General features: G+C 52.1%; 16 protein-coding genes. 1 reads left to right on the top strand and 15 read right to left on the bottom strand.

Translation table 11 applies throughout. From position 1 onward, the window contains the following. Window positions 1-29: 29 nt before the first annotated feature. The 9 genes from fabG to EDC32_RS11050 form a co-directional block, all read right to left on the bottom strand. The gene (gene fabG / locus EDC32_RS11010; protein ID WP_132222237.1) at window positions 30-773 is read right to left on the bottom strand and encodes a 3-oxoacyl-[acyl-carrier-protein] reductase; all 744 of its coding nucleotides are present in this window, start codon (window positions 771-773) and stop codon (window positions 30-32) included. A 22-nt stretch (window positions 774-795) separates the two neighbouring features. Continuing rightward, a complete protein-coding gene (gene fabD / locus EDC32_RS11015) occupies window positions 796-1,743 on the bottom strand; it encodes an ACP S-malonyltransferase (protein WP_132222239.1) in 948 nt (315 codons plus the stop codon). A gap of 21 nt (window positions 1,744-1,764) precedes the next feature. Then, window positions 1,765-2,808, bottom strand: coding sequence for a beta-ketoacyl-ACP synthase III (locus EDC32_RS11020; RefSeq protein WP_132222984.1), 1,044 nt, complete (start codon window positions 2,806-2,808; stop codon window positions 1,765-1,767). After that, on the bottom strand, window positions 2,759-3,748 hold the full coding sequence (gene plsX, locus EDC32_RS11025; protein WP_132222241.1) for a phosphate acyltransferase PlsX: 990 nt from the start codon (window positions 3,746-3,748) through the stop codon (window positions 2,759-2,761). The genes EDC32_RS11020 and plsX overlap by 50 nt, the downstream gene beginning before the upstream one ends. 12 nt (window positions 3,749-3,760) lie before the next feature. Further along, complete coding sequence (gene fapR, locus EDC32_RS11030; RefSeq protein ID WP_022736377.1) at window positions 3,761-4,333, bottom strand: transcription factor FapR; 573 nt, start codon at window positions 4,331-4,333, stop codon at window positions 3,761-3,763. A 128-nt stretch (window positions 4,334-4,461) separates the two neighbouring features. Next, a complete protein-coding gene (gene rpmF, locus EDC32_RS11035; RefSeq protein ID WP_083465011.1) occupies window positions 4,462-4,644 on the bottom strand; it encodes a 50S ribosomal protein L32 in 183 nt (60 codons plus the stop codon). A gap of 56 nt (window positions 4,645-4,700) precedes the next feature. Then, window positions 4,701-5,219, bottom strand: a complete 519-nt coding sequence (locus EDC32_RS11040) for a YceD family protein (protein ID WP_132222243.1) — start codon at window positions 5,217-5,219, stop codon at window positions 4,701-4,703. Between the two features lie 41 nt (window positions 5,220-5,260). Next, window positions 5,261-6,349 carry a SepM family pheromone-processing serine protease gene (locus EDC32_RS11045; RefSeq protein ID WP_132222245.1) on the bottom strand — a complete coding sequence of 363 codons (1,089 nt, stop codon included), beginning with the start codon at window positions 6,347-6,349 and terminating at the stop codon, window positions 5,261-5,263. Beyond that, window positions 6,330-7,139, bottom strand: a complete 810-nt coding sequence (locus tag EDC32_RS11050) for a patatin-like phospholipase family protein (RefSeq protein WP_132222247.1) — start codon at window positions 7,137-7,139, stop codon at window positions 6,330-6,332. The genes EDC32_RS11045 and EDC32_RS11050 overlap by 20 nt, the downstream gene beginning before the upstream one ends. A 94-nt stretch (window positions 7,140-7,233) precedes the next feature. Between EDC32_RS11050 and ylbJ the strand changes: the two genes are divergently transcribed. Next, window positions 7,234-8,445 carry a sporulation integral membrane protein YlbJ gene (gene ylbJ / locus EDC32_RS11055; RefSeq protein ID WP_246026932.1) on the top strand — a complete coding sequence of 404 codons (1,212 nt, stop codon included), beginning with the start codon at window positions 7,234-7,236 and terminating at the stop codon, window positions 8,443-8,445. Window positions 8,446-8,648: 203 nt separating this feature from the next. On the opposite strand, the gene coaD is transcribed toward ylbJ, so the two are convergent. The 6 genes from coaD to sdaAA all read right to left on the bottom strand — a co-directional run bounded on the left by coaD (window position 8,649) and on the right by sdaAA (window position 13,917). Then, window positions 8,649-9,131 carry a pantetheine-phosphate adenylyltransferase gene (gene coaD / locus EDC32_RS11060; protein WP_132222249.1) on the bottom strand — a complete coding sequence of 161 codons (483 nt, stop codon included), beginning with the start codon at window positions 9,129-9,131 and terminating at the stop codon, window positions 8,649-8,651. Beyond that, window positions 9,128-9,700 carry a 16S rRNA (guanine(966)-N(2))-methyltransferase RsmD gene (gene rsmD / locus EDC32_RS11065; protein WP_132222251.1) on the bottom strand — a complete coding sequence of 191 codons (573 nt, stop codon included), beginning with the start codon at window positions 9,698-9,700 and terminating at the stop codon, window positions 9,128-9,130. Before rsmD ends, coaD begins: the two co-directional genes overlap by 4 nt. Window positions 9,701-9,973: 273 nt before the next feature. Next, complete coding sequence (locus EDC32_RS11070) at window positions 9,974-10,456, bottom strand: hypothetical protein (protein WP_132222253.1); 483 nt, start codon at window positions 10,454-10,456, stop codon at window positions 9,974-9,976. 105 nt (window positions 10,457-10,561) lie between these two features. After that, window positions 10,562-10,864 carry a hypothetical protein gene (locus EDC32_RS11075; RefSeq protein ID WP_022736385.1) on the bottom strand — a complete coding sequence of 101 codons (303 nt, stop codon included), beginning with the start codon at window positions 10,862-10,864 and terminating at the stop codon, window positions 10,562-10,564. Window positions 10,865-10,978: 114 nt separating this feature from the next. Further along, a complete protein-coding gene (gene recG / locus EDC32_RS11080) occupies window positions 10,979-13,027 on the bottom strand; it encodes an ATP-dependent DNA helicase RecG (RefSeq protein WP_211341926.1) in 2,049 nt (682 codons plus the stop codon). Next, the gene (gene sdaAA, locus EDC32_RS11085) at window positions 13,024-13,917 is read right to left on the bottom strand and encodes an L-serine ammonia-lyase, iron-sulfur-dependent, subunit alpha (protein ID WP_029071817.1); all 894 of its coding nucleotides are present in this window, start codon (window positions 13,915-13,917) and stop codon (window positions 13,024-13,026) included. The genes recG and sdaAA overlap by 4 nt, the downstream gene beginning before the upstream one ends. Between the last annotated feature and the right edge of the window lie 177 nt (window positions 13,918-14,094).

Genomic DNA, 14,094 nt, shown 5'->3' on the forward strand with positions numbered 1-14,094 from the left:
GGGACAACTTCCCCACAAGCAATGTCATCTTATTGCATCACCATGCCACCATCGACATGAATTGTTTGTCCGGTGATGTAACGCGCGGAGTCTGAAGCCAAAAACTTAACAGCCTCAGCGATGTCTTGCGGGGTACCATAATACCCAAGCGGTATCTCGGAACGCATTTGCTCCTTCAAGGCTTCGTCCAACACAGACGTCATGTCCGTCTCAATAAACCCAGGCGCAATGGCATTCACGGTGATACCACGGCTTGCCAATTCTTTGGCCGTGGTTTTGGTAAGTCCAATCAAACCTGCTTTGGCCGCCACATAGTTGGCTTGTCCTTGATTTCCCGCCACGCCGACGACGGAGCTGATGTTGATGATGCGTCCGCCTTTTTGCTTGAGCATGGGTCGGATCACTGCTTTGGTGCAGAGGAAGGCGCCCTTGAGATTGGTGGCAATCACTTGATCCCACTCGTCTTCCTTCATGCGCATCAGCAGATTGTCACGCGTAATGCCCGCATTGTTCACCAAAATATCGACGCGCCCAAAGGTGGACACCACCTCTTTCATCGCCGCATCAACTTGCTCCTTGTCAGATACGTCCACTTTCAAGGCTAAGCCTTGCCGGCCCTTTTCCCGCACAGATTGAATCGTTTCTTCTGCAGCCGCATGATTCCCGGCGTAGAAAATGACGATATCGGCGCCGGCTTCTGCCAATGTAATGGCAATCGCGCGCCCAATCCCCCGCGATCCGCCCGTTACCACTGCCGTCTTACCGTTTAACATACCCGGTTTCCCTCCTGTTCATCTAGCTGAGAGTTTGAAGCTGTTCAATCGCTTGCTCCAGCGTTTGTGTATCCTGGATGGAAATCGCCTTCACTTTGCGGTCAACCTTTCTCACCAGACCAGTGAGTACACTGCCGGCACCCACTTCCACAAAAGTGGTCACCCCTTGATTCAGCATGTATCTCACGCTATCCTCCCACAACACGGGCGAAGCGACTTGCTTAACCAACAATTCCACGATTTCCGCCGAACTCGAAACAGCTTCCGCCGTCACGTTGGCCACGACCGGCACGGAGGCGTCGTGTACAGTCACTTGACTCAGTGCCGCTTTAAGCCGTTCGGCCGCTGGTTGCATCAGAGAGGAGTGGAATGGACCACTGACCGACAGAGGAATAACCCGTCTCGCTCCCGCTTCTGCCGCCTGTTCACCTGCTTCAACTACTGCGGCGGCATGTCCGGAGATGACGATCTGGGCCGGTGAATTGTAATTGGCTGGCTCAACCACATGCCCCACTTTGGACACGCTCCGGCAAACCTCATCCAACTTGTTGCGCTCCAGATTCATAATTGCGGACATGGCCCCGACACCCGCCGGCACTGCTTCTTCCATGTAGATCCCCCGCTTGCGCACGGTCGTCACCGCATCGCGGAAACTCATCGCTCCCGCCGCTACCAGCGCGGAGTATTCTCCAAGGCTGTGTCCTGCCACAAAATCCGGCGTGAGTGGTAATTTTTCCCGCAACGCGGCATACAACGCGACACTGGTGGTCAAAATGGCGGGCTGCGTGTTGGCCGTCAAGCGCAACTCCTCTTCCGGGCCGTGAAAACAAAGCTCCGACAATGCATAGCCCAATGTGGCGTCCGCTTCTTCAAAAATCTGCTTCGCCGTCTCGCTGTGTTCGCAAATGTCCTGCCCCATTCCCACTGTTTGCGATCCTTGTCCCGGAAAGATCAAAGCGATTTTACCCATCATGTCTCCCCCCCATTGCACTTAATCAAGCGCCCATTTGAGTATGGTGGCACCCCAGGTGAGTCCTCCGCCAAACCCGCACAAGGCCAGTGTGTCTCCTTTTTTGATCTTGCCTGATTTCACTGCTTCATCCAAAGCCACCGGCACAGATGCCGAAGACATGTTGCCATAACGATCCAAGTTGACAACCACCTTGTCCTCAGTTAGACCGAACCGCTTGACCGCCGATTCGATGATGCGGATGTTGGCTTGGTGTGGGATCAGGAAATCGATGTCCTCTCTGCCAAGACCAGCTTTAGCAAGTGCTTCTTCTGTCGCATTGCCCAGCACACGGACAGCAAATTTGAACACCTCTCTGCCGTTCATATAAATGAAATGCAAGCGTTCATCCAATGTCTGTTGAGATGCCGGCTTACGTGAGCCGCCCGCTTCCAGCTTCAGCAAGTCCTTCCCTGAGCCGTCCCCTCCCAATTCGTAAGAGAGGAAACCGTATCCGTCTTCAACCGGGCCAAGCACAGCCGCCCCTGCGCCATCCCCAAACAGGACGCAGGTGTTACGGTCTGACCAATCCACGATGCGGGACAGGCATTCCACCCCAATCACCAACGCGTACTTATACATGCCGTTCTGGATAAATTGGGCTGCGGTAGACACCCCGTACAAAAACCCAGTGCACGCTGCGGAAAGGTCGAACGTTGCCGCCTTGGTCGCACCGAGTTTGTCTTGCACCAAACAGGCTGTCGCTGGAAACGACATATCCGGAGTCACTGTCGCCACAATGATCAAATCCAGCTGGTCAGCTGTCAATCCCGCATGGGCCAAAGCCCGCTCAGCTGCTATGACAGCCAAATCAGAGGACGCTTGGTCCGGGGCGGCGATACGCCGCTCACGAATCCCCGTTCTCGATACGATCCACTCATCATTGGTGTCGACCATCTTCTCCAAATCGGCATTGGTTAGCACTTTTTCGGGTACATATGCACCTGTCCCAAGAATTCCAACTGCGCCCACGCCGTCACTCTCCTCTCCCACGCGAAAATTCCGCTTCCAGTTGAACCATGACATTGTTTTCAACAAATCGGCGCGCCTGCCGTATCGCATTGAAAAACGCGGTGGCGTCAGACGATCCATGAGCTTTGATGATCGGACCGGCCAGTCCCAGCAACGGAGCGCCGCCATGTTCTTTGTAATCCATCTCTTTGGCGAAACGCTTCAATCCCGGCTTCAAGATGGCACCCGCCAGTTTGGTGAGCAGATTTTGTGTAAGCTCCTGTTTCAGGCGATCAAAAACGGCTTTAGCAACTCCTTCCGTGTTCTTCAACAGGATGTTGCCGCTGTATCCGTCGCAGACCAACACTTCACACGGCCCATACAACACTTCACGCGCTTCAACATTTCCCAGAAAGCGAAGGGATTCGTCTTCTTGGAACAAAGCGAACGCCGCCTTGTTCAATTCCGTCCCTTTGCCCTCTTCTGTCCCGATGTTAAGCAGGCCCACGCGCGGGGCTTCAAATCCCAACACCCTTTCGGCATACACACTGCCCAATTTGGCGTATTGGTGCAAATGTTCGGCACGTGCCTCGGGGTTAGCCCCTACATCCAGCACCAAAATCCCTTTCCCTGACAAGGTCGGCAAAACCGGTGCTAGCGCAGGCCGATCGACCCCAGGCAAACGTCCCGTGTAAAACAGGCCCGCAGCCATCAGCGCACCCGTATTTCCGCCACTGATAAAAGCGTCGGCTTCTTTCTCTTTCACCATCCGGCATCCAACGACAATGGAGGAATCTTTTTTCCGGCGGACCGACCGTACGGGTTCGTCGTCTGGTTCAATGACTTCTGTTACTTTTTTAAAGACCACTCCCGGCAGCGGCTCCGGCAAGACGCTCTCATCGCATCCCACAAGAATGATGGTGGTGTCGGGCCACTCTCGCGACGCCATTTTAACCCCTTCGATCACCGCTTGAGGGGCATGGTCTCCACCATGCGCGTCTATCGCAATCCGCATTGTTGTTCCTCCTCACATGGATACACGCCCGTCTTCCAAGCGGTACACATCAAAAATTCCTTGGAAGACAATCTCGCCATTCACTTTGGTTTTCACATCCACTTGCAAACTGTTGTTAATTTGCTTTCTGATAACCTTAGCGTGCGCTATACATTTCTCTCCCAATCGGACGGGGCGCACAAATCGAATTCCCGCTGATCCCGTCAAAGCCACCTCTGCATCGACGATGGCCACCGCAAGCGAGTTGGCCTGGGCGAAAAGGATATGCCCCCGGGCGATCTGATTGCGGGCGAATACATGCTCTTTGTTTATCTCCAGAATGGACACACCACTTTGATCCAGTTGCAAATCGACAATCTCTCCGATCACTTCTTCCTGCAACAGCGATTTTACAGGATCAAAATGGTTCTCCGCCATGTGCTTGATTCGTTCCCGCAATTCGGGAATCCCCAATTCAACGCGATCCAGACGAATCGTTTGGATGCTTACATTACACCGCTTGGCCATTTCTTCGTCTGTCAAAAATGGTTCTTCCTGAAAGGATTGAGCGATTATCCTTTGTCTCTCTTTTTTTGGGATGCGCATAGCGGAGCCCACCTCTCTTTAATACCACATTCTAATACCAGGTACTAAGTCAGTATATAAAAAAAATGCTTATTGGGCAATGGAAAAAATATAAAGAGCCGACTTCACCGTCGGCTCTTGGCTCGCTATTACTCGTTTACTACGCCTTCAACTTCAGAGCCTTTGTAGTGCCCACACTCTTTGCACACGCGATGGGAAAGCTTTGGAGCTCCACATTGCGGGCAATTTACCATACCTGGTACGGAAAGTTTGAAGTGGGTGCGACGTTTGCGCTTACGAGTTTTAGAAGTGCGTCTAAATGGTACTGCCATACTGTTTCACCCCCTATAAGAATGTAACATAAGACCGGGAAGTTTTCACACGTCTTTTATTTGTTTTGATCGAGCCAATCCTGCAAAGCCGCCAAACGTGGATCGATCTTCTCCACTTGGCAATTGCAGGAATCAGCATTTTTATTGACGCCACATTTTGGACAGAGTCCTTTGCAATCTTCCCGACACACCGGAATGTAAGGTAGTTGGAGCATAAGCGCTTCCCGAATGTATGGGGAAAGATCCAACTCGTTCCCTTCAAAATAGTGGATCTCCTGCTCCTCTGTCTCCACGGCCCGATGCGCCTCATCCGTGAACAACTCCGTCCACTTGACATGAACCGGTGTTTCAAACTCTTGCAAGCAGCGCGAACAAGTGAAAGTCGCCTTGCTTTCCTCTTCGACATCTGCTTCGATCAAGTGTGGATCGAGCCGCGTCACACGGGCCTCGACCTCTACGGGCGCTAACCGAATCAGCCCTGGGACTTCACCAGGCATCGTGTCCAGAGCAACCGTTTCACGTATCACGAGTTGCCCGTCTTTTGCTTGGTTCAACTTGTGCAGGGAAATCTGCATGATTCCACTCCTTGTGTAAAAACAGGGTTATTATAAGACACTTAAGCGACACCTGTCAATGTTTTTGACTTGAAAGATGCCTGTTCCCTCGGCGGCAACTTTTTCAGCGCCTGAACTGCTTCATCCAAATTGGACACAGGAATCACTTTCATCTTGATTCCCAAGCGCTTCACCGTTTGCTTAGCCGTTTTTTCATTTTGATCTTCGGGACGAATGTCTTTGGGGCAAAAAAACACATCCATGCCCGCTTTATCCGCGGCCACTACTTTATGCTGAATCCCCCCGATCTGTCCAACTTCCCCCTCTGCCGTGATCGTCCCCGTTCCCGCAATCCGGTACCCTCGGGTTAAATCTTCCGGAACCAACCGGTTCAAGACCTCCAAAGCAAACATCAGACCTGCGGAAGGGCCACCGATCTCCCGGGCATCGATGTGGGTAGGGGGTGTTGTTTTCACTTCCACTTTTTCCACCGGCACGATTCCCAGCCCAGCACGCGGCTTAGACCCCGGGTCAACCCGCAAAGGGACCAAGAACGCGGTAATTTGCATCTCTTTGCCATCGCGCAAAAGAGTTAATGCCACACGTTCACCCGCTCGTTTGCGGCTGAGACGGGATATCAATTGCTGTGTCGAATCAACTTGCTCTCCGTCAATCCGCTTGATCACATCCCCTTCTTTAAGAGAAGAGGCTCCTTCTTTCAGCACTCGCTCCACTTCAACTCCCAACACTTTTTGGGAAACAGGCCGTTTGGCATGGCGAAAGGCGGCCACGATTGCCTGATTCTGTGACAAGCGCATATTGATGGTTTGTCTGCGCTGGTAATCCTGCTTATCCTCATCCTCGGCCAAAATGTTTTCTTCTGGAACCAGTTCGGTAGTACTTGTCCAGCGCGACAGCAATAGGTCGACAGGAGCCCCCTGCTTCATCGATATCGTGGTCAGCCGAAAACTCCCTTCCTCGTTGCCCTTTTCTTTGCCAACGGTCACCAAGGGCCCCACTTCCACCACCTTGCCAGGGCCGATGGCAAAGTAAGGGATGGGGATCAAAAAAGCACCTCCGATCAAAAAACAGAGGATGGAAAGGGCAATCACCCCCCAAATATTCCGTTGGTCAGACCGATTCAAGCTCATCTCGTGATTTCTCTCCTTGCCAATTCTCAATTAACGCCAGCAGTTGGGGCAGAACTTTTCGCGCTTCCCTTTCTCCGCGCTTGACGCATTCATCCATCCGGTTAAACGCCGTCGGCGAAATGTCAGCCACATCGGGATGGATGAGGAAATCCGCCATCGGCCAGCGCTGGCTGGTTATTTCTTTCTCCATGATAACTAAAGTTTGTGCAATCACATCAAAAATATTTTTGATCTTGGCTTTGTTTACCCTGGGGATGACATCAACGGCAATCACAAAATCCGCTCCCATTTCCCGCACCACCGATATCGGAATGCGATCAATGACGCCCCCGTCGACCAATATCTGATCACCGATCCGCACCGGTTCAAATATGCCGGGAATGGCAATGCTGGCACGCACCGCGACATCAATCGGCCCCTCTTTGAATACAACCGGCTCCCCTTTGACTAGATCAGTGGCCACGATCCTCGCAGGAATCGGCAGTTCTTCGATCCGTTTGCGGTGAGCCAACAGGCGGATCAGTTCTTGCACTTTCTCTCCCATAACCAAGCCCATTTTGGGCACCGTCAGATCCAACCAATGCTTCACCCGTAGACCGGAAACCAACTTTTCGCACAAATCCAAATTCAATCGATTGGCCACCATGACTGAAACCACGCTTCCCATGCTGCTCCCAGCCACATATTGGACATCGATTCCCGCTTCCTTCAATACCTTCACCACACCCAGATGCGCCATCCCTCGCGCACCACCTGAACTCAACGCCAGGCCGATTTTGGGGCGTGCCATGAACCACCCTCCATTCTTAGAATAAACGGTCTAAATCACGCACGTTTTACGTAGACATGTTAATGTCTGAGTTGTCCACGAGGAGAGAATAAATATGATGCAACCCCTTCTCCGAAGTCAATTAAAAACGGTCACATTTGCGTTCATCGCGTTTTTTATCGCGGTTGTGCTACTGATGTATCCGGAGCAAGCCTTCCGCTCATCCATCCGGGGATTGTCAATCTGGTGGGATGTCGTGTTCCCGGCATTGCTCCCTTTTTTTATCACGGCAGAGATGATGATGGGCTTCGGAGTCGTCCATTTTATGGGCGTTTTATTGGAACCCTTGATGCGGCCCTTGTTCCGCGTACCAGGTGCAGGCGGTTTTGTAATGGCAGTGGGATTGATTTCAGGCAATCCGATGGGCGCCAAACTTACCTCCCGCTTACGAGAACAGGGATTAATCTCACGGGAAGAAGGGGAGCGCCTTGTTTCCTTCACCAGCACCGCCGGACCGCTGTTTATCTTTGGAGCCGTGGCCGTCGGTTTTTTTGAGAGCACCTCAGTCGGCATTATCCTCGCGCTCGCCCATTATTTAGGAGCGTTTGCCGTCGGCTTCCTCATGCGATTTCATGAGCCGAAAGCGCCACCTTCCAAACCGCCGGTCAAAAAAACAGGCTTCATCCTGTTGCGAGCCTTGCGGGCGATGCATCGAGCCCGCCTGCAAGATGGCAGAACACTCGGACAATTGATCGGCCAAGCAGTCACTTCGGCCGTGCAAACCCTCTTATTGATCGGTGGATTTATCATGATGTTCTCGGTGCTCACGCATTTAGTCAATTATGTGGGCGTAACCACACTATTCAACAGGGGCATCGCGCACGTTTTGGAGTTTTTATCCTTTCCGGCCAGCCTGTCGGAAGCGATTACCGCCGGCATGTTTGAAATCACATTGGGATCGCAACTAGCTAGCGCCGCTTCGCCTGCTATTCCGCTGATGTTCAAATTGACCATCGTCAGCCTAGTCATCGGCTTCAACGGGCTTTCCATCCACGCGCAAGTGGCAAGCATGATCAGCCGAACGGATATCCGCTACGCTCCGTACTTTGTAGCCCGCTTGTTACATGCGATCATCTCCAGCGCTTTGACTGTTCTATTGTATCCGTTGTTGCAAAAGCATTTGCACCATATGCCCGCAGCGGTGTCCGTGTTTCATCCGCTACGAACGCCGTTGTGGACGGGATTGGAATGGACTTCCATCACGATCTTGGTTTTGAGTTGTATCTTTATTTTATGTGAACGCATACGCCATCGTTCCATCTCTTGAGAATGAGGGGAGCTCTCATGCTGTGGCAGTGTGAGAGCTCTTGTTTCTTTTGCGGTAGGGCCCTGAAGAAAGGAGATGGGAAGCGCTAAAACACCGTTTTTTTCATTCACTGCACTTGTCCATCAGCGTTCATCAGAAACGGATGTTTTACCGCCTCCCATATATCCATACACACTTGCCCAGCCCGCTTGGAGTGCAGGAAATTATTCGCGGCCAAATTTTTTGGCCAATGCCATTGCCACATGATTTGGTACCAACTCTTTGACATCGGCTCCGTGTTTGGCCACTTCTTTCACCATGCCGGAACTGATAAACGAATGTTGATTGCTTGTCATCAAAAAGAAGGTTTCCGCTTCCGGGCGCAATTGGCGGTTGGTCGATGCGAGTTGCAATTCATATTCGAAATCAGAAATCGCCCTGAGGCCGCGCAGAATGACGTTAGCTTGCCGCTTGTGCAAGTAATCGACGAGCAAGCCGTCAAAACTGTCCACTTCCACCATCGGCAAATGAGCCGTCGCTTGACTGATCAACGCTTTGCGTTCTTCTACACTGAACAGGGGCTTTTTGGACGAGTTGACCAATACAGCAACAATAATCTTGTCAAACACCTTGGCCCCACGCTCAATAATATCCAAATGGCCATATGTAATCGGATCGAAACTTCCTGGATAGACGGCTACTTTCATATGTTTTCCCCTTCTTTCTCTTCCGTTGTATACAACGTCATCGCCACGTCACCATAGGACAAGCTACGGAAAGAGGTCAGTCGCCCCACCTTTTCAGGCATGGAGATTTGGCTTGGGTGCTCCGCCACCACTACCCCCTCCTCCGCCACCAAACCAAGCTCGGCGATCTCCGTCAAAGCGGGAATGAGCAATTGCTTGTGGTAAGGCGGATCGAGAAAAATGATGTCAAATCGAATGCCCCGTTCGTTCAAGGTTTTTAATGCCGCCCTGGCGTCGCGGCGCATGATTTCCACTTGGTCCGACAACTTTGCCAACGCTGCGTTTGCTCTGACCGTCTCACAACTTGTCCTAGATTGATCCACAAAAAAAGCGCGCTCCATCCCTCGACTAAGCGCTTCCAAACCTAATGAACCCGTACCGGCAAACAAATCGAGGGCGTATCCGCCGTCGAAAAACGGACCGATCACCGAAAACAGCGATTCCTTCACACGGTCAGCCGTCGGTCGAACATGTTGGCCAGGCACCATTTTCAGCCGCGTTCCTTTGCGGTTGCCAGCAATAATTCGCATGGATTGTCACCTTGCTCCTCTTAGTTCAATTGAACATAACACGTTTAATCCTACCATAAAGAAGATCTAAAATAAAATGATTGCAAGATGTATAAAAAAGGGTAAACCGGCAATCCTAATTGATGACAGCGTCGTGATGATGTTGTCAAACCGCGGAGAAGACTTACGTTTCCCCATAAGCTCTTCCTCCGGTTTCTCCTCTCCCATTAAGTATCTGACACCGATGTTGTGGAAGATACATCGGGCTCGCGGAAATATCCGCGAGCCTATTTTTTACGATCTGGCTTTCCCTTTTCTCGCTTTCGTTTTTTTGGACCGCTGTGACAAGCGGATTTGAGACAATTCATCAAAACCGGGCGGACATTCCTCCATGTCGTTTTGCGTATCCCAGTCATCCGCGGCCAGCTCGGAAAAATCGGGCCATTCCACTTCATCCAGCCGTGACGTCGGCTCAGATGATTCGGCATAAGGCGAAAACTTCTTCTTTTTTCCGTCCCCTTTGCGCTTTTTATCCACTTCCATCGGCGTGGGCATTTCGTGATGCGGCTCCCATCCACCACCGAAAATCCAATCCTCTTCCCAGCTGTCAGCCATGTACTCGGAGAAACCCCGGTTTGACGGTGGCTTCGGTTCCCCCATCGCTCCGGCCTCTTCCCATGGAAATTCATCGATGAAGCCGAAAACGGGTTTTTCCAGATTTTGTGTTCTGAGAGCCCGCTTATTCATCACATTTCTTTTCGGGTGCTTTTTCTTCATTCCTTTCCTCTCCCTTAGGTGGTCAAATCAATCCCTATACCATATGAAACCACGGCAACCACCGTATGGATGGACACCCATGCCCGCCGCCTAAATCGCTGACGATCAGATTCGCACCATATTCGCTTCAAACGGGGTGATCACCCCTTCCATCACCAACATTTGCAAGGTGCGCCTAGACAGCTCTCTGTATCGCGGCGAACGTTGGATCATTTGCACTTCATGCGGTGTGAGAAAGCGGTACGGCAACTGGTTAGCAAATGCCAGCAGTCCCATCAGCCCTTGCGTTCGCCGAATCATCTTCGCTTGGCGAACCAATTCTTTTAGCTGCTCGGTAGTCACCGCTTCCCTGCCAACCGTTTGGTTGATCTCCTGCGCCAATTCACGGTAAAACGCTGTTTTACTCACACTGTTCACCCCCGTAGTGTCAACGCTTCATCTTATGCATACGCTTCCGGGCATGACTGTGCGCCGCAAAGCCAGCCCCGAAAACACCAAAAAGCCCGTCTCAATTAGACGGGCTTAATCGAGCTTGAGCGTTTCCAATTGGTTTTCACGCAAATATTCCACGAGGGGACGCCACTCGGGACGGGTGGTAAAGTCCGGTTGATTCACCAACCATGCCGCATCCGTGCGCGCCACCTCCAATACCCGGACATCTTCATTCAAATCGGCTAACTTGAAATCGGGGAGGCCACTCTGTTTCACACCCAAGAAATCACCCGGTCCGCGCAATGCCAAGTCTCGGCGAGAAATTTCAAATCCATCCGTCGTTTCGGTCATAATGCGCATCCGTTCCACGCCCATTTCCGACTTAGGATCAGCCACCAGCACACAGGTGGAAGCACCCCCACCGCGCCCAACCCGGCCACGCAATTGGTGTAATTGCGCCAAGCCGAAGCGGTCGGCGTCATAAATCACCATCACTGTCGCATTGGGCACGTTAACACCCACTTCGACCACAGTGGTTGACACTAGCACTTGCACCTCATTTTCCGCATAACACCGCATCACTTCTTCTTTTTCCGCCGGGGCCATCCGTCCGTGCAACAAGCCGACCCGGATCGGTGCCAACTGTGTAGCCAGCTGTTCAAACACTTCCTGAGCGTTTTCCAAATCCAGCTTCTCTGACTCTTCAATCAGCGGACAAATCACATAAGCTTGGCGCCCACTTTGGCACTCCTTGGCAATAAAATTGACGATGCGGGGCCACAGGTCTTTTTTAACCCAATACGTGTCAATCGGCTGGCGGCCAGCTGGCATTTCGTCAATCGTCGACACATCCATCTCCCCGAACACGGTGATCGCCAATGTGCGTGGAATCGGTGTGGCTGTCATATGCAACACATCCGGTGCGCCCCCTTTTTGCCTTAAGGTAGCCCGTTGTTTGACGCCAAAACGATGCTGTTCATCCATGATGACCAAACCCAAATCACGATAAACCACCGCTTCTTGAATCAAGGCGTGAGTGCCAACGACAACATTGGCCAAGCCCATCTGGATCTGCCCCAGCGCTTCCCGCCGCTCCTTGGCTGTCATGCTTCCCGTCAATGGGACGACATTCACCCCAAACGGTGCTAACAGCTTGCTGATGGAGCTGGCATGCTGATCAGCCAAGATTTCCGTCGGCACCATTAGCGCCCCTTGGTGTCCACTCAAATAGTTGGCGTACAAGGCGATGGCGGCCACCACCGTTTTTCCCGAACCCACATCTCCTTGTAACAAGCGGTTCATCTGGTGTGGCGCCTTCATGTCGGACAAAATTTCCTCAACCACGCGCCGTTGCGCGCCGGTCAGCGGGAATGCCAGCTTAGCAATGAATGCTTCCACCTCGTCGTCAGAAAACCGATGGGCGATCCCTTCCGTTTCCGTGCGGGTTATTTTTTTCAACCACATGAGCTTCAGTTCATACAACAGCAATTCCTCATACACCATACGGCGTCGCGCTTGCATGCCTTCCTTTTTGCCTTTGGGAAAATGGAGGTAGTACATGGCCTGGGCGCGCGGGATCAGTTTATACCGCTCACGCAATTCCTGCGGCAAGATTTCTTCTATCTCCCGCCCATATTGCGTAAATGCTTCATAAATCAATTTGCGCAACCAATGCATTTTGATCGAACTGGTGACAGAATACACCGGCTCCAACCGACCCAGATGCTTCTCCTGTTCCGCTTGACTCACAAATGTGCGGTCGGCGTTGATCGAAAGACGATGCCGGTCCCATTTGCCGGAAACGACCAATGTTTGGCCAGCCCGGATCTTGTCTTTCAAATAAGCTTGGTTAAACCAAATAACATTCACCATCACACCGTCGACATCCAGTTTGACGGTCATGCGTGACTTTTTCTTATTGAACCAGCGGACGCTTGGCTGTCCAAAAACCTGCCCTCGCACCGTCACTCGGTCATCGTGTTCAGCTTGCGACAAATCGCTTAAGCGATAATCTTCATAACGATAAGGGTAATGCGCCAACAAATCGGCAATCGTGTGAATCCCCAGCTCGGCCAAATCTTGTTTCCGTTGCTCTCCCACTCCGGGAAGGGCATCCACCGGAATTTGGCTCAAATTCATGATTTCTGGTCGATCGTCCCAAAAATTTGCCGTTCCAGCACCCGGCCTGTGGGAGTAGCAGCCAAACCGCCCAAAGCTGTTTCACGCAGAGCCACGGGCATCGATTGGCCGATTTTGTACATGGCATCGATTACTTCATCTGTAGGGATCACACTTTTCACACCCGCCATTGCCATATCTGCTGCCACCATCGCAATGGCAGCACCCATCGCGTTTCGTTTAACGCAGGGCGCCTCCACCAGGCCGGCTACCGGATCACACACCAAGCCGAGCATGTTTTTCAATGCGATGGCTACCGCTTCCGCAGACATCGAAGGCGTTCCTCCGGCCATCTCCACCACCGCCGCTGCTGCCATCGCCGTAGCAGAGCCGACTTCAGCTTGGCATCCGCCAGCAGCACCTGAGATACAGGCGTTGTTGGCAATACAAAAGCCAATCGCTCCCGCAGTGAACAATCCACGGATCATCGTTTCCCTATCGGAACCCAGTTTTTCCGCCGCAGTAGCAATCGTACCTGGCAGAATCCCGCATGCTCCTGCTGTCGGGGTGGCGACAATCGTGCCCATGGCCGCATTCACTTCCGAAACGGCAGTGGCTCGTGAAACCGCATCCAATACTGTCCCGCCTGAAAGCAAGACCGGTGCGGTGCGCTTGTACTCCTGTATTTTTTTGGCATCTCCGCCCGTCAAACCGCTATGCGAGCGAATGTCTTCGGTCAATCCCCGTTTAATCGCTTCAAGCATCACATCGAGGTTGCGCCCCATCTCATCAAAGATGTCTTCCTCCGGCCGATTAAACACCGTTGCTTCGTGGGCAAGCATCACATCTGATATTTTCAGGTGTTCTGATTCCGCCAGCTCTACCAATTCTGCCACGGTTCGAAACTTCATCGTTCCAATCCCCTTCTCTGTCACATAATTTTCCGGATCTATTGCCACACCCGTTCCCAACGCAAGCGGGGCTTCACCCCTTTTCCATTCAAACCGGAAAAATCCCTTTTTATCTCCATGATAAACCATGCGAAAGCAGCGCAGGGTTGCCAATATCATCCGTCAAAGAAAACCGCC

Origin of the sequence: Laceyella sacchari, from assembly GCF_004343255.1 — a bacterium.
GTDB classification, from domain to species: domain Bacteria; phylum Bacillota; class Bacilli; order Thermoactinomycetales; family Thermoactinomycetaceae; genus Laceyella; species Laceyella sacchari.